This window comes from Opitutaceae bacterium, from assembly GCA_015075305.1.
In the GTDB taxonomy this organism is placed as follows: domain Bacteria; phylum Verrucomicrobiota; class Verrucomicrobiia; order Opitutales; family Opitutaceae; genus UBA6669.
This window is the reverse complement of sequence record JABTUS010000002.1, coordinates 320136-337479: the sequence shown is the minus strand read 5'-3', so window position 1 is coordinate 337479 and position 17344 is coordinate 320136. Positions and strand designations below refer to the sequence as shown.

General features: G+C 61.9%; 15 protein-coding genes and 1 pseudogene. 8 read left to right on the top strand and 8 right to left on the bottom strand.

Annotated elements, in window-relative coordinates; genetic code table 11:
* Positions 1-11: 11 nt before the first annotated feature.
* Positions 12-2948 carry a TonB-dependent receptor gene (locus HS122_05865; GenBank protein MBE7537919.1) on the bottom strand — a complete coding sequence of 979 codons (2937 nt, stop codon included), beginning with the start codon at positions 2946-2948 and terminating at the stop codon, positions 12-14.
* A 338-nt stretch (positions 2949-3286) separates the two neighbouring features.
* On the opposite strand from HS122_05865, the gene HS122_05860 reads away from it, so the two are divergent.
* The 3 genes from HS122_05860 (at position 3287) to HS122_05850 (ending at position 6464) form a co-directional block, all read left to right on the top strand.
* The gene (locus HS122_05860) at positions 3287-4339 is read left to right on the top strand and encodes a LacI family DNA-binding transcriptional regulator (GenBank protein ID MBE7537918.1); all 1053 of its coding nucleotides are present in this window, start codon (positions 3287-3289) and stop codon (positions 4337-4339) included.
* Positions 4340-4823: 484 nt separating this feature from the next.
* On the top strand, positions 4824-5993 hold the full coding sequence (locus HS122_05855) for an ISAs1 family transposase (protein MBE7537917.1): 1170 nt from the start codon (positions 4824-4826) through the stop codon (positions 5991-5993).
* A gap of 312 nt (positions 5994-6305) precedes the next feature.
* Positions 6306-6464, top strand: coding sequence for a hypothetical protein (locus HS122_05850; GenBank protein MBE7537916.1), 159 nt, complete (start codon positions 6306-6308; stop codon positions 6462-6464).
* A gap of 325 nt (positions 6465-6789) precedes the next feature.
* Here the strand turns inward: HS122_05850 and HS122_05845 are convergent, their stop codons facing one another.
* Positions 6790-7020: a hypothetical protein gene (locus HS122_05845; protein ID MBE7537915.1), complete on the bottom strand. Its 231-nt coding sequence runs from the start codon at positions 7018-7020 to the stop codon at positions 6790-6792.
* Positions 7021-7205: 185 nt separating this feature from the next.
* Here HS122_05845 and HS122_05840 point away from each other — a divergent pair, with 185 nt between their 5' ends.
* Positions 7206-8024 carry an MOSC domain-containing protein gene (locus HS122_05840; GenBank protein MBE7537914.1) on the top strand — a complete coding sequence of 273 codons (819 nt, stop codon included), beginning with the start codon at positions 7206-7208 and terminating at the stop codon, positions 8022-8024.
* A gap of 77 nt (positions 8025-8101) precedes the next feature.
* Here the strand turns inward: HS122_05840 and ftsY are convergent.
* The 4 genes and pseudogenes from ftsY to ribB all read right to left on the bottom strand — a co-directional run bounded on the left by ftsY (position 8102) and on the right by ribB (position 11252).
* Positions 8102-9020: pseudogene (gene ftsY, locus HS122_05835) on the bottom strand (signal recognition particle-docking protein FtsY).
* A gap of 38 nt (positions 9021-9058) precedes the next feature.
* Entirely contained in the window at positions 9059-9505 is a 447-nt protein-coding gene (gene nusB / locus HS122_05830; GenBank protein ID MBE7537913.1) for a transcription antitermination factor NusB, read from the bottom strand.
* A 34-nt stretch (positions 9506-9539) separates the two neighbouring features.
* On the bottom strand, positions 9540-10013 hold the full coding sequence (gene ribH / locus HS122_05825) for a 6,7-dimethyl-8-ribityllumazine synthase (GenBank protein ID MBE7537912.1): 474 nt from the start codon (positions 10011-10013) through the stop codon (positions 9540-9542).
* A gap of 132 nt (positions 10014-10145) precedes the next feature.
* Positions 10146-11252, bottom strand: a complete 1107-nt coding sequence (ribB, locus tag HS122_05820; protein ID MBE7537911.1) for a 3,4-dihydroxy-2-butanone-4-phosphate synthase — start codon at positions 11250-11252, stop codon at positions 10146-10148.
* Between the two features lie 127 nt (positions 11253-11379).
* Here ribB and HS122_05815 point away from each other — a divergent pair, with 127 nt between their 5' ends.
* Positions 11380-12255, top strand: coding sequence for a transglutaminase family protein (locus tag HS122_05815; GenBank protein ID MBE7537910.1), 876 nt, complete (start codon positions 11380-11382; stop codon positions 12253-12255).
* Positions 12256-12312: 57 nt separating this feature from the next.
* Here HS122_05815 and HS122_05810 read toward each other — a convergent pair whose 3' ends face one another.
* Entirely contained in the window at positions 12313-12765 is a 453-nt protein-coding gene (locus HS122_05810; GenBank protein MBE7537909.1) for a hypothetical protein, read from the bottom strand.
* Between the two features lie 124 nt (positions 12766-12889).
* Positions 12890-14308 carry a replication-associated recombination protein A gene (locus HS122_05805; protein MBE7537908.1) on the bottom strand — a complete coding sequence of 473 codons (1419 nt, stop codon included), beginning with the start codon at positions 14306-14308 and terminating at the stop codon, positions 12890-12892.
* A 178-nt stretch (positions 14309-14486) separates the two neighbouring features.
* Between HS122_05805 and HS122_05800 the strand changes: the two genes are divergently transcribed.
* The 3 genes from HS122_05800 to HS122_05790 all read left to right on the top strand — a co-directional run bounded on the left by HS122_05800 (position 14487) and on the right by HS122_05790 (position 17243).
* Complete coding sequence (locus HS122_05800; protein MBE7537907.1) at positions 14487-16463, top strand: hypothetical protein; 1977 nt, start codon at positions 14487-14489, stop codon at positions 16461-16463.
* Positions 16464-16622: 159 nt separating this feature from the next.
* Positions 16623-16844 carry a hypothetical protein gene (locus HS122_05795; GenBank protein ID MBE7537906.1) on the top strand — a complete coding sequence of 74 codons (222 nt, stop codon included), beginning with the start codon at positions 16623-16625 and terminating at the stop codon, positions 16842-16844.
* Positions 16845-17243: a type II toxin-antitoxin system VapC family toxin gene (locus HS122_05790; GenBank protein MBE7537905.1), complete on the top strand. Its 399-nt coding sequence runs from the start codon at positions 16845-16847 to the stop codon at positions 17241-17243. It abuts the gene before it with no gap.
* Positions 17244-17344: the final 101 nt, after the last annotated feature.

Genomic DNA, 17344 nt, shown 5'->3' with positions numbered 1-17344 from the left:
GAGGGATCCGCTTAGAAACGTCCGCTGATGCCGACGCTCAAGCGTGCGCCATAGATTTCCGACATCTGCCGCCGGTCCCCATGAATAGTATACCATGAAGGCGACTTGTTGAAGACATTCACGTAATCGAGGAAGAAGTTCACCGTCGGTTTCCACTGATACTGGATGTTTAAATCGAACGTGGGATCGCTGGAGACGTAGACCGAAAGCGCCGGCGTATTGCTGTTCACCGTGTTAACGAAAGCGCTCTTGTAGGTGTATACGCCGCGTACTTGGAAACCGCGCCAAGTGTAGCCGAGGCCGAAGTTGGCGGTCTCGGGCACGAAGAGCGCAAGCTGGGCCACCCCGAAATCATAGCTCCCCTCCGTCGTGAGCCTCGTGTAGTTGCCCAGCACACTGAGGCTGTCGAACGGCGCCGGCAGCATGCGAAGCTGCTGCTGATAGTTGAACTCAAAACCCTCGATCTTGGCTGAGCCGAGATTGGTCGAGGTCACGAGATCGTAGCCGGCGTAGTTGCCGTTGAATCCGTTGTCGGGGCCTGTGCCGATGATGGTCGTGAAACTGGCGATATAGTCCTTGATATCTTTGCGGAATGCACCGACGGAAATGATGCTGGCGGGCTCAAAATAGTACTCGACGCCGAGATCGTAGTTGTCGCTGAAGTTGGGTCGCAGTTCGGAATTACCTTGCCTTACCGTTCCGAGGCCGCCGGTCAGATTTGTGACCGTAGTGGTTGGCACGATTGAGCTGTACTCCGGACGGGTGCTGCCGGTGGACCAACTGGCTCGCAGCACAAGCCTGCGGATCGGCTCGAACCGAAGATGAATGCTGGGGAATAGCTTGTCGTAGGTGCCTCGAACACGGATGGTCTTCTGATCGGGTTTGGTCGGATCGGTAAATGGCGCCAGCGTGTCGAGGTCCGTCTTCTCTTGGCGCACGCCGCCGACCAGGGTGAATTTTCCTGCTTTGACAGTGGCCATGATGTATCCCGCCGCCACATCCTCTTGAATTTCGTCTGGAATAGGGCGCGTGTCGCGGACCTTCACGAAGTGCATCGGGTTGGCCTTGAAATAGTCCCTCACCGCGAAGTAGTTGATCCGGTCACGGGACTCATAGAGCCCGTTGAACAATCCGTAGCCAGGACGGGACTCGACAAACTGCGCGATGCGATCGTCGTTGATGCCGGTGACGGGATTCAAGCCGCGCACCCCGTCGGCGCCGACGTAGTTCCAAGTCTGCCGCCATGTCGCCGTCGTGTGATCCTGCCGGCGTAGCGCGCCCCCCGCCTTGAGCGTGACCGAGCGATCGCCGCGCAGGAGTTCATAAGTGAGGTCAGCAACCACGGTGTCAACCTGGTCGTCGGTCCGGTCCGGGTTGACCGCATATTCGCCGAGATACTTCGAGAAATCCGTGCCAAAGGCGGTTGAAACACCGAACAACTGGCGATATACAGGACGATCGCGATTGGTCATGTCCACGCCCACGCCGATGTTGTTGAGGCGGGCAGTGAAGGACTCCGGTATGCTGGTCATATAGGCAGGGTTGTGCACCACCGCGACCTTGAGCTTTGCGCGATCCCACTCCTTGGTTACCGAGCCTGTGATACGATGCTGCTCGAACGTCTGATGTGCGATAAAACCCTGCGCGTAGTAGTTCGCATTCAGGATCTCGGTGTAAGTGCTGGTGAAGCTGGGGGCGATGCTGGCCACCGCTTTGGAGGATGTCCGCGGCGTGGCACCGGCCTCGATTGCGGCGCGGCTGACCACCGAGTAGTCCGCGATGTTGTTATTGAAGGAAGATGCCTGGTAGTCGAACCGTGTGAGGTCATAGTCGAAGCGGCTGTAATTGACGTCCAGCTGCAGCCTAAGTGTATCGCTCGCACAGTATTCGACCTTGCCGCCAAGTCCCCAGCGGAAACGCTCATTGGTATCATCAAGGGTGCGGGCCGAAGTGCTGCGGGCATCGGTGGCGGAAGGCCGATTGGTCTGCACACGGTCGCGGTTGTTCATGGTCTCCGTGTAGCTTCCCGTGAATGAGATGCCAATCTTGCGCTGCGCACCCCATGTATCGAGATAGGTCAATGCGCCGGTCGGACCCCAGCGATTGGTGCGACGGTAGGTGTTGAGCGTCGCGCCGGCGCGATACGTCACGACGCGTTCGCTGAAGTCGAACGCAGACTTCGTTATGAGGTCGACGGTACCGCCGAGCGCATCGCCCCACATGTCGGGGGTCGAGGCCTTGGTCAGAACGATCTCCTTGATGAAGTCGGAGGGAATCTTGTCGATCAGCGCAGCGCGGCGACCCTGTGGGGAGAAACCCGCAACAGCCGAGGCGACACGCATGCCGTCCATCGATACGGAAACGGTTTCGGGCGCCAGTCCGCGCACACCAACGCCGACAATGTCGCCCGCTTCCTTGTTTGCCGCGACGCCGGGCAGACGTTGAATCATGTTGCCAATGTTGCCGTCGGCCACGTTGCCGAAAGCGTCCATCGAAACCACATTCTGGATGTTGGCGGCCGTGCGCTGGCGCACCAGCGAGGCGGCATTGCCCTCCTTGACCGTAGTGATGGTCATGGCTTCGAGGTCATAGACCTTCGAATCCATGCGAACAACTATCGGTGTTCGATCATTCGCATCTACTTTCACACGCACCTCATCAAGGCCCGAATAGCTGATCCGGAGGACTTGCGGGCCTAAGGGAACAGAAGTCAGCTGAAACTTGCCCGCGCGTGATGTGAGCGTGTGAAGGTTTGTGCCCACAATGTCGACCTCGGCGCCTTCAAGAAATGCGCCGGTTCCCTCGCGTCGGACTTCACCGGAAATCGTTCCGTACGCAACGACTTGGGCTACGGCCGAGGGCAGCGCGAGTAGGAGAGAGCCAAAGGAAACAACGAATAAGAGAAGGAGGCGCAGGCGCGCTACCGGATGCATGGGGGTGGAGTTCATAACGTAGGGGAGGTAGAGTTATCGTGGGACCAACTGAACTCACAGTCGAGCTCAATTGCACAAACGTTTGTGCAAATTTGAGAATATGTCAATATTGTTTCGTCATGGCCGCGGAAATAATGATTCTTCTTCGTGTTCTCCGCATAAAATCTTCTCTCTGAAAACACCCGAACATTCTGCGTGGGCAGAGCCATCTCGGCCCAGTCAACATCAGATCGCCGCATATCAGTCCAGTCCAAGGCGACGCGGGCTTTGGGCTTGAGGACGCTGCACGCTGCGAGCACAATATTCGGAGGAACGATGCTCGCTGTGGATTTCCAATCCTCTCGCAACAGCTCATGAAGTCCGGAAAACGTCAGCTGCCGGGCAATGTCACGCTGCAGAATGTTGCAAACGAGGCGGGCGTATCGGTTGGCTCGGTATCCGCCGTGCTGAGCAACCGACATGTCAAACGGCGCATCTCGCTGATTACGGTGGAGAAAGTTCGCGCGGTAGCCGCGAAGCTGGGCTATCTGCCCAATATCGGCGCACGCCGCCTGCGCCGCGTGGGTGGCGGCGACCGTCCTATCGTCGCCTTTGTGACAAGCTATGGTTCACCTTTCAATGTAGCCAATCAGTTCATGCATACACTGCGGCACGCCGTCGCAGATGACGAGCCCGGTGCATTTTCGTTAATGATTGAGATGTTCTCCCCAGGCAGGCTGCGTGACCTCCCGGGCCTGCTCACGGGCGATCGTTTCAACGCCGCTATCATCGCGAACACCACGCCTGAGGATGACATGTACCTCGCCAGGACACACCTGACCTACCCCGTCATCATGGTGAACCGTACGATTCCGAGTTATACGTCAGTCCTCGAAGACCCTCGGGCGGGTGCCCTGGCGGCCGAGGTGTTTGTCCGTGGGAAGAAGCGCTCCCGCCTTGCGGTGCTGCACGGAGATCCGTTGACCCAGACCACTCTTATCCGCGTCGACAGCTTCGTCGCTAACAGCGCCGCTCTACTAGGGGAAACAGCTCATGTCATCGCCGCCGACGAACTCACCGAACTCGGCGCATTCAAGGCCATGTCCCGTTTTCTCTCGACCGGCAAGCGGATCGATGCCCTCTACGCGGTGACCGACCGCATGGCACTCGGCGCCTACCATGCCATCAAGCGAGCCAAGCTGCGCATCCCGGACGACATCGCCGTCATTGGCGCTGGCGATCATGAAGTTTCAGCGTTTTACGATCCACCGCTCTCCTGCGTAGGTGTCCCTCGGTCCCGTATCGGAAAGGAGGTGAACCGCCTGCTCATGGCCCGGCTGTGCAATCCAGGGCGCAAGGCCGAGCACATTCTTCTTCCCGTGCAAACCAACCTCCGGAGATCCACCGGAGACAAATCGGAGTTCTAATTGCGAATGCGGCACCAGCTGTGGGATGACTGCAAGCCACCATCCGACACCCGGGCTTGCGGACCCAGGCTACAGCCCAGAAAGCATGCGAAGAAATCAAGCATACGTGGACCGAAGACAAAATGTCGCAATTCTGGATCGCGCTGACCTGGAGGATTGCTCATGGCGCGCCTCACTTCGCGACCTGCAACCACAGCATCGTCCAGAGAAAAAACCGACCCGGTCAATCTGTCTCGCAATGGAATCCCTCACACTCTGAACTTGCTCCCTGTTCCAAAAGTCCCTCCAGTAGAGACAATCATGGGAATGCAGGCGAGCACGCAGCGTGTCGCAGTCTTCATCTTCGTTTCCGTGATGAAGCAATTTGAATTTTTCTGGCGAGAGATCGAGTTGCACATCATGAGAGCGGTGCGGTGCTGCCAATGTTGGGTTCACAATATGTACGGCAGTAGGGGATCGCCTCAGCGCGCAGATTCATTACGCGGTGAGCGATGCGCAGGGTGAGTGGGTGGCGGTGCTGATATTCGCGGCGGCCGCGCAGCACCTGCGGGCGCGAGAGCAGTGGATTGGATGGAGCGATGAGCAGAGAAGGAGGAGGCTGGCGCTGGTGGCCAACAACGTGCGCTTCCTGATATTGCCCGGACGCAGCGTGCCCAATCTGGGTTCCGTGGTGCTCAGCCGGATACTGGCAAGGCTTGGCGAGGACTGGCAGGCGCGCTACGCTCATCCGGTGCTCGTGGTGGAGACCTTTGTGGATCCCGAGCGTTTCCAAGGCAGCGTCTACCGGGCCTCGGGTTGGACGGAGCTGGGGCTTACCAAGGGGCACGGACGCACACGGCGCGACTACTACGAAAACCACAACCGGCCCAAGCGGCTTTTTGTGTGTGAACTGGTCAGAAACGCGCGCCGCAGCCTTCAGGCCGAGCACCTGAAGCCCTCGCTGGCGGCGGTCGAGGCCAGGGTGCCGGTGCGCAGCACGCTCAAGGCCGCGGCACTCAAGTCGCTCTCGGAGCACTTTCGTGCGGTGCCTGAGTACCGGCAGCGTGTGGGCCGGTATCCGCTCTTTGCGCTGCTGGGGCTGACCGCGTGCGCCTATCTTGCCGGAGCGCCCCGGGGACAGAAGGATCTGGCGGCGTTTGCACGCCGGCTCTCCTCGCGCCAGCGCGGCGCGCTTGGTGTGAGGCGCATTTCCGGGAGCGGCTATCCGGCTCCCAGTCAGCCGACATTCAGCCGGATGTTCGCCCGCGTGAGCGAGGAGCAGATTGAGGCGGTGCTGCTCGCGCACCAGTCGCAGGTGCGGGGAGCACCGCCCAGTGGGCAGATCGTCGTGCTCGATGGCAAGGTGCCCAGGCACAGCGGCGGACTCAATGTGGTCACCGCGGTCACCGTGCCCAGCCTTCACTTCCTGGGCACCGAGGTGGTGGCTGAAAAAACCAATGAGATACCCGCCGTGCGCACCCTGTGCTCGAGGCTCGAACTCGACGGGCGGCTTGTCAGCATCGATGCGCTGCACACCCAGGCGGAGACCGCCCGCCAGATCGTGCTCGAACACGGCGGCGACTACCTGATGACCGTCAAAGGCAACCAGCCCCAGCTCGCCGCGACGGTGCAGGCGGCGGTGCCCGATCCCTCCCCCCCTTTTTCTCCCCGCTGAACGATCCGATGGCGGTGCGCTGCACCACAATGGAGAAAGGCCAGCCGGTCACCCGCACCCTTGTCGCTCGCGAGTTTGACGGGGAAGCCGCCGGTTTTCCCCTGCTTGCACAAGCCGCCCGGCTCCACCGGCACCGCACCCTCAAGCCATCCGAGACGGTGACTCTGATCACCAGTCGTCCACTGGCCCAACTGCCCTGCGGCCCACTGGCTCAAGGCCAATATCCAGCACTGGGGCATCGAGAACGGACTGCATGCACGCCTCGACGTCTCACGCCATGACGACACCTGCCGCCTGCGCACACGCAGGGCCGTGCGCATCCACGCCATCTTCAACCGCTGGGCAAACAGCCTGTTCATCCACTGGCGCAGAAAACCTCATCAAACCACCACTGACTTCATCGCCGCCATGGCTGAAAACCATGACCAACGCGCCGTCTCCACCGTCACCTCCTGCCACTTCCCTTCGTGAATACGCGCTGGGGATCGCCTCGTCCCTCGCGTCGCAGGTTTGACACGATATGCCACATGTTGCTCAATCGTTTGTGCATCTCAAGTGTTTTGGCAGCGAGTCTGTCTATTCCTCGGTTCGTGATTACCGATCAGGCGGGCTACGTCGAGATCGACTGCGCAATGATCGGGGGTCTACAAGATGCATTGAAGCGATTTGATGCTCTGCTTAAGAAGGGTTCAGGACCAGCCCAGTGAGCGCGGCGACACGCTTAGTCGCCGCGGCTTCTGTCGATGATTGTCTCGGTTGCCTCAAGGCAATGACGCATGCGGCCAGACGCCAATGATCAGGCGGCGAGCGGCAGGCGGGCGCGCGGAGTGCGGACAGTCGTGTCTGCAAGCGCGAGGCCAGGTCGCTGCGACGAATAGTCGCGCACGGCGACAAGCAGGGACAGGGAGATGACGAGGGCGCCGAAAGCCAGGGGCGAGAAGAAACCGAGCAGGACACCTGCAAGATTGAAACCGATGCCCAGAAGGGCGATCGCGACGAGGAACAGTGAGAACTTTGAAGCGTTCATATGCTATTGATTGAGTTGCCGAGATAACACGCCGCTTCCGGAAAAGTTACGGAAGGCGGAAAAAATTTTCTTCGCTGCTTGTGCATCTCGTTGATGCTGTGGCTCATTGTGGCGGCATGAAACTTGGAAAATCGCTCGACCGCGCGTGTGTACGTGCATTGGCTGACGGGACGATCCTGCCTCTCATGCATCTGGAGGAGCTTCACATCCATCCGGTCAAGTCACTGCGCGGTGTTTCCGTTCAAACCGCTTCGGTGGACGCCTTGGGGCTGGTGGGCGACCGGCGGTTTCTGGTCGTCGATTCCGATGGAAAGTTCCTGACGCAGCGCGTGCTGCCGCAAATGGCACGGGTGTCGACAGCTCTCGATGCGACGCACCTGACGCTTTCCGCGGAGGGCCACGGCGGCATTCGCGTGCCATTGAAGGAGGACGCTGCGCCGGTTCGCACGGTCAGCATCTGGCGCAGCGAGGGACTGCAGGCGGAGGATTGTGGCGCGACGGCGGCGGCATGGCTGTCGCAGGTGCTGGAGCGGGCGTGCGGTCTGGTGAGAATCGGTCCGGCGTTCAACCGACCGGTGTCCAGGGAAGGCGTTGCGCGCGCAGGGGACCTGGTGGGGTTTGCGGATGCGTTTCCGTTCCTGATTCTGAGCGAGGCTTCGCTTGCGAGTCTCAACGCCCGCATCACCGCCGCGGGCGGGAAGCCGGTGCCGATGGACCGCTTTCGTGCGAACCTGGTGGTCTCCGGGTGCGACGCCTTTGCCGAGGATGGCTGGGCGAGATTCAAGATCGGGCAGATCGTTTTTCGTGCCGGCGGCCCCAGCGTGCGCTGCATCATGACAACAACCGATCAGCTCACGGGTGAACGGGGCAGGGAGCCGCTGGCCACGCTGGCGACCTTTCGTCGCAATCCAAGGGATTCGACGCAGGTGATCTTCGCGCAGAACCTGATCCACGAAACCAAGGGCGGCACACTGCGCGTCGGTGATGTGCTCAACGTGATTTAATTTCCCGCAGCGCGCGCGCAGGAGGCGCATTCCAGGCTGATTGCCGGGGCTGAAGCCTGTCCGTCGCCGCTCGATTCTCAGGGTTCCATGCCAAACACCGCGCGGGCGTAGCTTTCGATCTCGAAAACCTGGAGATCCTCCGCCTGCTCGCCGAGTCCGAGAAAATAAATGGGCAGCTTCAGTTCGCGCCAGATGCCGACGATGGCACCGCCGCGGCTGGTGCCGTCGAGTTTGGTGACAACGAGGCCGGTGAGGCCGAATGCCTTGTGGAAAACCTTCGCCTGCTCGATTGAATTGCTTCCCAGCGAGCCGTCGACCACCAGCCAGCTGTGGTGGGGGGCCGTGGGGTCGTGCCGCTGGAGGACGCGCCGGATTTTTGCGAGCTCCTCCATGAGGTTGCTCTTCGTGTGCAGACGGCCTGCCGTGTCGACGATGAGATAGTCGCGATTGCGCGCGCGCGCGGCCTGCCAGGCGTCGAAGGCGACGGCGGCGGCATCGGCACCCGTGTGGCTCGCGACCAGCTCGAGGTCGAGGCGCTGCGACCAGGTCCTGAGCTGTTCAACCGCGGCGGCTCGAACGTGTCGCAGGCGCGAGCGTGACGGTCCCCCCCTCCTGCTTCAGTTTCCACGCCAGCTTGGCGGAGGTGGTTGTTTTTCCGGAACCGTTCACGCCGATCATCACGATCGTGGTCGGCGATGTTGCGGCGCGTTGAAGCCTGCCTTCGCTGCCGGCGAGCACGCGCTCGAGAACGGTCGCTCCGATCCGCGCGGCCTCCTGCCCGCGAAGGTCCTTGTCCTTTTTGTACGCGGACTTGATCTCCGAGAGGATTTCCTCGGTGGTGGCGACTCCGAAGTCGGCGGTGTAAAGAGCCTCCTCCAGATTGTCCAGGGACGAGGCGTCGATCTTGTGTCCCGAGAACAACCCCCGGGTTTTTTCCGTGATCGAGGCGACGGTCTTCGAGAGACCTTCCTTGAATTTCCTGAAGAGACCGAGCATGGCGGCGGCTGAGGGTGCGGGAGGGCCGGGGAGGCTTGTCAGGCTCCGGCCTTGCGGGCGTCGCGTCCGAGCTGCCCCTTCAGCCGGTCCAGGATGCCGTTGATGAAGCGCTTGGCGTCGGCGTTGGAGAATTCCTTGGAGAGATCGATGGCCTCGTTGATCGAGACGACGGGCGGGATGTCGGTGCGGAACTTCATCTCGAAGATCGCGAGGCGCAGGATGGTGAGGTCGATCTTTGCTATGCGGTCGAACTCCCAGTTGTGCGCGAGCGAGCGGATGTAGCCGTCGATCTCCGCGAGATGCTGGATGGTTCCATGGATCAATTCCTCCCCGAAGGCGTAGTGCTCGCGCGGCTTGTCCTTTCCCTCGAAGAAAACACGGAGGTCCTCGGCAAGGTTCAGCGGAGGATTCATGCTCCACGCGAACAGGTACTGGAGTGCGGCTGTCCGGCCGTCACGGCGTTGGGCGAAATGGGCTTTGCTCATTGAGAGGAAAAGAACGAGGGGAGTCCCGGCCGGTTTAGCGGGACAGGCGTCGGCGGAGCGCGGCCATTTCCAGCGCGGCGTGGGCGAACTCCACGCCGCGGTTGATTTTTCCGATCGTGCGCGCCTCCGCCTGCCGCAGGGTGTCGGCGACAATGACGCCGTTGATCACCGGCACGCGTGTCTGCAGCGCGACCTGCTGGAGTGCGTGGGAGACACTCTCCCCCACCAGTTCGTGGTGATTGGTGTCCCCGCCGATGAGAACACCCAGCGCGATGACGCAGTCGACGCCTTTGGCCAGCGCGAGAGCCTGCGCGGCGTAGGGAACCTCGTGCGAGCCCGGCACGCGCTCGACACGAATCCGGGCCGTCCGGACTCCGGCGCGAAGCAGCTCGGCGTGCGCGCGCTCAAGCAGGGCGTCCACCAGCCTCGGATTGAAGCGCGCGGCCGCGATCCCGAATGCGAGACGGGAGGCGTCCACGGAGGATGCGGGAGCTGAATCGAGACTCATCATGAACCGTTTAGTGGGAACGCTGGTGCGGCGGGGTGCAAACCAAACCGGATGCAAGGTGCTGGCTCTTCGCACGGGCCCGTCGCCCGATCATGCAGCTTGCTCCTTCAAACAGCGCGTCCTGCGTCGCGCCTAGACTTGGATCTGCTCGACAATCTCGAGGCCGTATCCATCGAGCCCCACCACCTTTCGCGGATTGTTTGTCATCAGGCGGATTTGGCGCAATCCGATCGCCGCCAGGATCTGCGCGCCAATGCCGTAGTCGCGGAAGCTCATGGGTGGGTGCGGCTCGTCAGGTTTCGCGCCGAGCCGCTTGACAAGGAGGTCGCCCGCATTTGCCGGCTCCATGTAGAGAATGACTCCCTTGCCGGCCCTGGCCACGGCCTCCAGTGCGGACTCAAGCGAGCGATGACTGTGCATGCCCCTGCCCTGGAAAACATCGCTGAGGATGTTTGTGCTGTGGACTCGGACCAGCGTGGGCTCCGGACCGGGTGCACCCATGACAAAGGCCAGATGGTGCCGGCCATCCAGGCGACTGCGAAAAACATGGAGGGTGAAGTCTCCGTACGATGACTGGAACGGGCTGCTGGCCACGCGCTCGACCAGTTGGTCGCGTCGGGCGCGGTGCTCGATGAGCGCCGCGATCGAGATCATCTTCAGACCGAAGCGGTGCTTGAACTCGATCAGTTCCGGCAGGCGCTGCACGGTGCCGTCATCGTTCACGAGTTCGCACAGGACGCCGCTGGGATGAAGCCCGGCGAGAATCGAAAGATCGACGGCCGCCTCGGTGTGGCCCGCGCGCTCAAGCACGCCGCCCGGCCGCGCACGAAGCGGAAAAACGTGCCCGGGCTGCACCAGTTGTTCCGGCCGCGAATGCTCACCGGCGAGGACCAGGATCGTCTGCGTGCGGTCATAGGCGCTGATGCCGGTCGAAATGCCCTCGGCGGCATCGACGCTCACGGTGAAGTCCGTGCGGTGCGATTCCCGGTTCCGTGCGACCATCGGCCCGAGCCCGAGGCGCTTCAACTGGTGCTCGAGCATCGGAACACAGACAATGCCGCTGCAGTAGCGGATGAGCATGTTGACCGTCTGTGGCGTGGCCTTGGACGCCGCCATGATCAGGTCGCCCTCGTTCTCTCGGTCCTCGTCGTCGGTGACGATCACGAGCTTGCCCTGGGCGATGTCCTGAATGGCGGATTCAACGCTGTCAAAGGACGATGACGTGGCCGTGAGACTCATGGCCGGAGGATCATGAACGCGCAAAATCGTGTCAACCCGCTGCGGGCGGCCGGGCGCAGGCGGGCAAGCGGGCCCGGAGAACCCCAATCTTGCCAGGGGACACGCGGCTGATTTGATCTCCGCACCCATGCGTTTTCGAATCAGCCATCGCACGCGCTACCGCTATGCGGGGGCGGCGTCGGAATCGTTCATGGAGGCGCGGCTGACCCCGGCCAATGATGCGCACCAGCGCCTGAATGCCCGGAGTTTTTCAACGCAGCCGGCGTGCAACATTCACACGTACGCGGATTACTTTGGCAACCAGGTCGAGACGTTCTCGATCGTCCAGCGCCATGAGGAGCTGCTCCTGGAGAGTATCAGCGACGTGGAGACGATGCCCTGCGCCCCGCCGGACCATGCGCTGGCTGTCAGCATTTCGGAGGCCGCGCAGATTTACCGGGCCGAGAAACTGGGCCTTTTTGAATTTCTCATGCCTTCTCCGGCGATCGCGCTTTCTGCGGAGATCAATGCGCTTGCGAACGAAATGTTGAAGGCGCGGGATCCCCTTGGACCGGCGCTGCTCAGGCTCAATGCCTGGATCAAGGAGACGTTCCGGTATCAGCCGGGCGCGACGCGCGTCGACACGACCTCAGTGGAGCTGCTGAAGCTCAGGGCGGGGGTCTGCCAGGATTTCGCGCAGTTGATGATCGCGATCCTGCGGTCGGCCGAGATTCCGGCGCGTTATGTGACCGGCTACATTGAAACCGAATCCCAGCGCAGGGCCTCGGAGACAAACGGATCGCCCAGGCTCATCGGCGCCAGCGAGAGCCACGCCTGGGTGGAGGTGTATCTGCCCGGTGGATACTGGTGGCCGCTCGACCCCACGAACAACTGCGTCGCGGAGGAGCGGCATGTCAGGGTGGCGATGGGGCGGGACTACCTCGATTGCTCGCCGACGAGGGGAGTCTTCAAGGGGACCCACACCGAGAATCTCAGCGTCGCGGTCGTCATGCAGCGCGTGTGAACGCGACGGAGTCCGACTCCTCCCTCCCGTCGGGCCGCGCCTCCCGCAGCCGGTCAATCAGTCCCTGAAGTCGATCACGTACGATCCCCCGACGGTTTCGTCGGCGTTCATCAGTGTCAGATAGACCTTGAAGACATAGGGCGGCTTCACCGGCTTGTTGCCCTTCAGGGATTTGCCGTCGCCGGCGGGATTCAGGACGAGGCGCTGTTCGCTGGTGCGAAGCGTGGAGTTCCAGCGCGCGGTTGCCCGTGCGTATGGCATGTCGACCGGCTGCTTCTTCGAGTCGTAGAGCCCGAGGCGGAAGGTGCCGTTTTCAAGCGAAAGGCTGAGCCAGCCGTCGCCGTGGGCGACAACGATGCCGGGGAGTTTGACCTCCGGTTCCGGGAGCTCCGGGCTCTTCTTGTTCACCTTTGCTTTCGGAGAGGGGGCCGATTGCGCGAGGATCGGCACGACCATCGACATGGATGCCGTCATCAGCAGGGTCTTCAATACTTGGGAACTAAGCTTCATGCTCGGGAAATCTAGCTACTAATCGACGCGGCTCAAGGGTTGCAGCGTGAAGTTCGGGTAAAGGTTTTTGAATCGTACTGGGGTGAACGCCTCAATGAATTTGTTCGCCAGCGCCGACGCAGTTTTAGATTTGGGTGTCGTCGGACTTGCTGGCGCGGGATCGGGCTTGGGAAGGGATGGTGCATTGAGCGCTGGCTGCAAGTTCGGATTTCAGCGTCTTCCAGCGTGCCAGGCGTTCGGCGATCTTCGCCTCCCAGGCCACGGGTTTGGGCGTGTAGATGTCGACGGGTTTCTCGAGGTAGTCCTGTCCGGAGATGGCCTCCGGATAGTCGTGGGAGTACCGGTAGTCCCTGCCGTGACCGGCGCGTTTGCTGGCCTGGCCGCTCTTGTCGCGCAGGGCGACGGGAACCGCCTGCACGGGTTCCTTTTCGAGGAGGCTTCGTGCCTTGCCGAGGGCGATCGTGGCGGAATTGCTCTTCGGGGCGCACGCGATGTAGAGCGTCGCATGCGCGAGCGTGAGTTCCGCCTCGGGCAGACCGACAAAATCGCAGGCGTGGTGGGCGGCGACGGTCAATGGCAGCGCCTGCGGATCCGCGAGGCCGACATCCTCGCTCGCGAGGATCACGAGTCGCCGCGCGATGAAGCGCGGGTCCTCGCCGCCGGCCAGCATTTTTGCGAGCCAGTACATGGCGGCGTCGGGATCACCGCCGCGACAGCTCTTGATGAAGGCGGAAATGGTGTCGTAGTGCTCATCTTCGTCGGCGTCATAGCGGATGCGCCGCTCCCGCGCAAAGACCTCGATGTCGGTGGCCGCGAGCGCGGAGTCCGCGGGCAGCCCCGAGACGATGACCTCGAGAGCATTGAGCGCCCGGCGCAGATCGCCGTCGCACAGGACCGCGAGATCGTTGAGAAGCGCGTCGCCCGCTGTCACGCGCTGCCCGCCGAGTCCGCGCTCCGTATCGGCCAGCGCCAGCCGCAGAACCTGGACGACAGCTTCAGTTGAGAGCGGCTCGAGCCGGAAGAGGTGGCTGCGCGAGAGCAGGGGAGGGTTGATGTAAAAGCCGGGATTGTGGGTCGTGGCTCCGATCAGGCGAACGGATCCGTTCTCGACGTCGGGGAGGAGGAGGTCCTGCTGCGACTTGTTGAACCGGTGAAGCTCGTCGATGAAGAGCAGCGTGCGCGCCTCGGGGTGCCGGCGGGCGGTGGCGAGGATTTCGCGCAGCTCGGCGACGTTTGACATGACGGCGTTGATGCGGATGAAACGGCTGCGCGTTTCGCGTGCGATCGCCTCGGCGAAGCTGGTTTTTCCGCAGCCGGGAGGCCCGTAAAAAATGAGGGACCCGAAGCGATCGGTCGCAATCAGCCGCGGGAGGAGGCTCCCGGGCCGGGTCAGATGATCCTGGCCGACGATCTCGGAAATCGATCGAGGACGCATGCGCGCCGCCAGCGGCTGGTGCTCCGCCGGCGGGGATCCGGTCGGGGGCGCGCCTGCTGGAGGCGGAGGGTCCTCGGCGAAAAGATCGGGCTGCGAAGGGTCGGGCATGCGGAGATCGTGACAAGAGAGCTGAAGCCTGCCGCCGTGCAACTCAAACGATTCCTTGGGATTTCCCCTCCAGGACGCCAATTCGGACGTGAAATCCCCATGGGAGACTACAGGCTGGCTGCGCTGTGCCGTTGTTACCCTTCCTCCCCGGTCATCGGGTCCGCCCACCCGCGCCACCATGAAACTCATCTTTCTGACGCTGACCGTCGGCTTGATCTGGGTGAATCTCCTGGGTGCGGGATTGATTGGCTGGCGACTTCTCGGCAACTACGCGATCGGGCGGGTGGCGGGCGTTGTTTTTCCATGCCTCGCGCTCTTCTTCATCGAGCATTTCTTTGCGCTGGGAGCGTCGCCGCCGATCCTTCCGATCACCACGGTGCTGTCGCTGTGGCTGATCTGGCGGCATCGTGCGGTGGTCATCGAACACCTGGGCGTGGAGGCGATGTTCGCTGTGGGATTCCTCTACTGCCTGATGTGGCGGTACTCCTTTCCGGACATCGATTTCGAGTCGGAGCGCATGCCCAATCTCGCGTTCATCGACGGTTACATGCTGGGCGGCCGCCTGCCCGCGCCGGATCGCTGGCTCTGGCCGTACCGCGCAGATTTCTACTATTCGTTTCAGCACTATTGCGCGGCTCTGATGGGACGCGTGATCGGCATCGGGCCGGGGCAGAGCTACCTGCTCGGGTATTGCGTGCTTGTGTCGCTGATCGTCGGAGCAATGGCTGCGACGGTGGCGCGCCTGTGCCCCTCGCGCGGCACGCGCTGGATTCCGGTTGCGGCCCTGGTACTTGGCGGAAGCGGAGCTGCGCTTTGCGTGCGATTTCTCGTGAACGGCAGCGCCTACTACAGCTCGAGCGTGCGATTTCTCGGCGTGGCGATGACCGACGGAAAACTCAACGGTCTCGGTAAATGGGTGTCGTCACTGATGTCCACGCCAGGGGTGCAGCCGCGCGATCTTCCGCTCGAGCCCTTGAGCTTCGTGATCGCGCACGGTGATTACCATCCGCCGCTCGCCGGACATCTCCTGCTCGCGATGGCCTGCCTGATCATTGCGGTTCTTGAAACTGACAACGCGCCGCGCCGGCGCGGCGCGCTGCATGCCGTGCTCGCGGCGACGATTCCGCTTTCGCTCGTGTCGAACACCTGGATCTATCCGCTTCAAGTCCTGCTTGTCGGCGGATGGTTTGTCTATCGCACGATCCGGCGCGAGCGGAGCTGCCTGCTTCCCGGAGTGCTTGGGGCGCTGGCGGCGGCTCTGCTTGTCTATCCGCATTTGCGTGGATTTGCGCTCGGCACTTCGGCGAAATACGCGGCCATCCGCCTGGTGGAGCCGGTCGATCGCACGCCTCTGCCTGGCTGGCTCATGATCTTCTGGCCCGTCGCGGGAATCCTTGTGCTTTCCTGGTGGAACAAGGAGCGCCGGGCGTTCTCCACCTATCTGTTCGTAACCTGGACGCTGATCCTGCTGGTCACTGAACTGCTGTACAATGATGACCTCTACGGAGGCGCGTGGAGCCGCTTCAACACCACGCTGAAGTGGTGGCCGTGGGCCTATGCCGGGATCGTGCTGACGGTTGGGCCGCTGAACCTGGGCGCGGCGTCGCGCATCTGCCGGTACGGGACAATGCTCCTGCTGCTGCCGACCTGTGTGTTTGCGATCGATCTGGGCAGGCGCTACCTGAACACCGAGCGACGTTCGGTGGGGAATCTGAGCGGCGCGGGCTGGACGCAGAAGGATCCGGTCATCGCCGATCTGATTGCGATCCTGGGTGCGCGACCCGACGGGGTGACGATTGAAAGCGGGCTGGAGATGACCAACACGAGTTCTCCCGCGGTGACGCTTTTTGCCCGCAAGCAAAGCCTGCTTGGCTGGCCCTGGCATGAAACCACCTGGCGCGGCGATTTTCCGGAGATCCGCGAGCGCTTCGCCGACATCAAGGCCTTCTATGCCGGCACGATGGAGGATCCCCTGGCGTGGCTGCTGAAGTACCAGGTGCGCTACATTGTGTGGGTGGTGAGGGACAATGCGCTCGGCAATGCGCGCTTCGCCCCCCTGCGTGAACGGATTCAGTCACACTACTCCTGGACGCGCGTCGGAGGGGATGATGTGAAACTCTCGATCGGCTTTTTCGAGCGCCTGCCGGACCGCTGACGACCCGGGCCAAGAGGATCATGCGATCACACTGAAAAACGCTCATTGGAGGGGCACGCTCCGTCGTGACCTGGTGTCGCGCATGGCCATTCAGCGCCGGTTCGATTCCAGCCGCGGGCTGCGCTTGACAACATTGACATTGTCATACATCGATGCAGCATGACGACGAACACCCGCACATTCCTCAGGGATTTTGCAGCATTCAAGGCGCAGGCGAGAAAGGGCGGCACCGTTCGGGTGAAGGACAGGGAGGGTGAGTTCCTGTTCACCGCGTCAAGGACGCGAAAGACGCTTTTGGGCGCCGCCAGGGGCAGGATGCTTTTCAGGGGAGACCTGACCAGGCCGACCCTTGCCAACGATTGCTGGAGCCCATCCGCATAAGTGGCTCGATTGAAATACATTCTCGATACGCACGCATGTCTATGGGCGGCCGTCGATGAGGACCGGCTGGGCGCGAAGGCGGCAAGGGCGATCGCGGTGACGCCGTATGAGCAACTGGCGGTTTCGGACGTGTCCCTCCAGGAGATCGGACTGCTTTTCCATTCTGGAAAAATTGCTTTCAAGGCTGGTTCAGCGGCTGCAGTTCTTCGCAGAATTCTCGATCATGTCACAGTGCTGCCCATCAGCCTCGAAATTGCCATCATGGCGCCAGCGCTTGCCCTCCCGCACGGGGATCAGTTCGATCGCATTATCACCGCCACGGCAAAGGTGCATTCGGTACCTCTGATCACCAAGGACGCAAACATCATCGACGCATCCCTCGTCGCGACCGTGTGGTGACAAGTTGTGCTGGAAGGAATGGAGATGTCGGCATCAAGTTGTCCGTCCAGTCTCCTGCTTCCAATGACCGGGAGAGGAAGCTGTAATTGTATTTGCCAGCG

Bases quoted from the DNA above. Each gene is read 5' to 3' on its own strand.
- HS122_05865 (MBE7537919.1), bottom strand. From the start codon at position 2,948: ATGAACTCCACCCCCATGCATCCGGTAGCGCGCCTGCGCCTCCTTCTC.
- nusB (MBE7537913.1), bottom strand. From the start codon at position 9,505: ATGAGCAAAGCCCATTTCGCCCAACGCCGTGACGGCCGGACAGCCGCA.
- HS122_05800 (MBE7537907.1), top strand. From the start codon at position 14,487: ATGAAACTCATCTTTCTGACGCTGACCGTCGGCTTGATCTGGGTGAAT.
- HS122_05840 (MBE7537914.1), top strand. From the start codon at position 7,206: ATGCATCTGGAGGAGCTTCACATCCATCCGGTCAAGTCACTGCGCGGT.
- HS122_05805 (MBE7537908.1), bottom strand. From the start codon at position 14,308: ATGCCCGACCCTTCGCAGCCCGATCTTTTCGCCGAGGACCCTCCGCCT.
- HS122_05860 (MBE7537918.1), top strand. From the start codon at position 3,287: ATGAAGTCCGGAAAACGTCAGCTGCCGGGCAATGTCACGCTGCAGAAT.
- ribB (MBE7537911.1), bottom strand. From the start codon at position 11,252: ATGAGTCTCACGGCCACGTCATCGTCCTTTGACAGCGTTGAATCCGCC.
- HS122_05815 (MBE7537910.1), top strand. From the start codon at position 11,380: ATGCGTTTTCGAATCAGCCATCGCACGCGCTACCGCTATGCGGGGGCG.
- HS122_05795 (MBE7537906.1), top strand. From the start codon at position 16,623: ATGACGACGAACACCCGCACATTCCTCAGGGATTTTGCAGCATTCAAG.
- HS122_05810 (MBE7537909.1), bottom strand. From the start codon at position 12,765: ATGAAGCTTAGTTCCCAAGTATTGAAGACCCTGCTGATGACGGCATCC.
- ribH (MBE7537912.1), bottom strand. From the start codon at position 10,013: ATGAGTCTCGATTCAGCTCCCGCATCCTCCGTGGACGCCTCCCGTCTC.
- HS122_05845 (MBE7537915.1), bottom strand. From the start codon at position 7,020: ATGAACGCTTCAAAGTTCTCACTGTTCCTCGTCGCGATCGCCCTTCTG.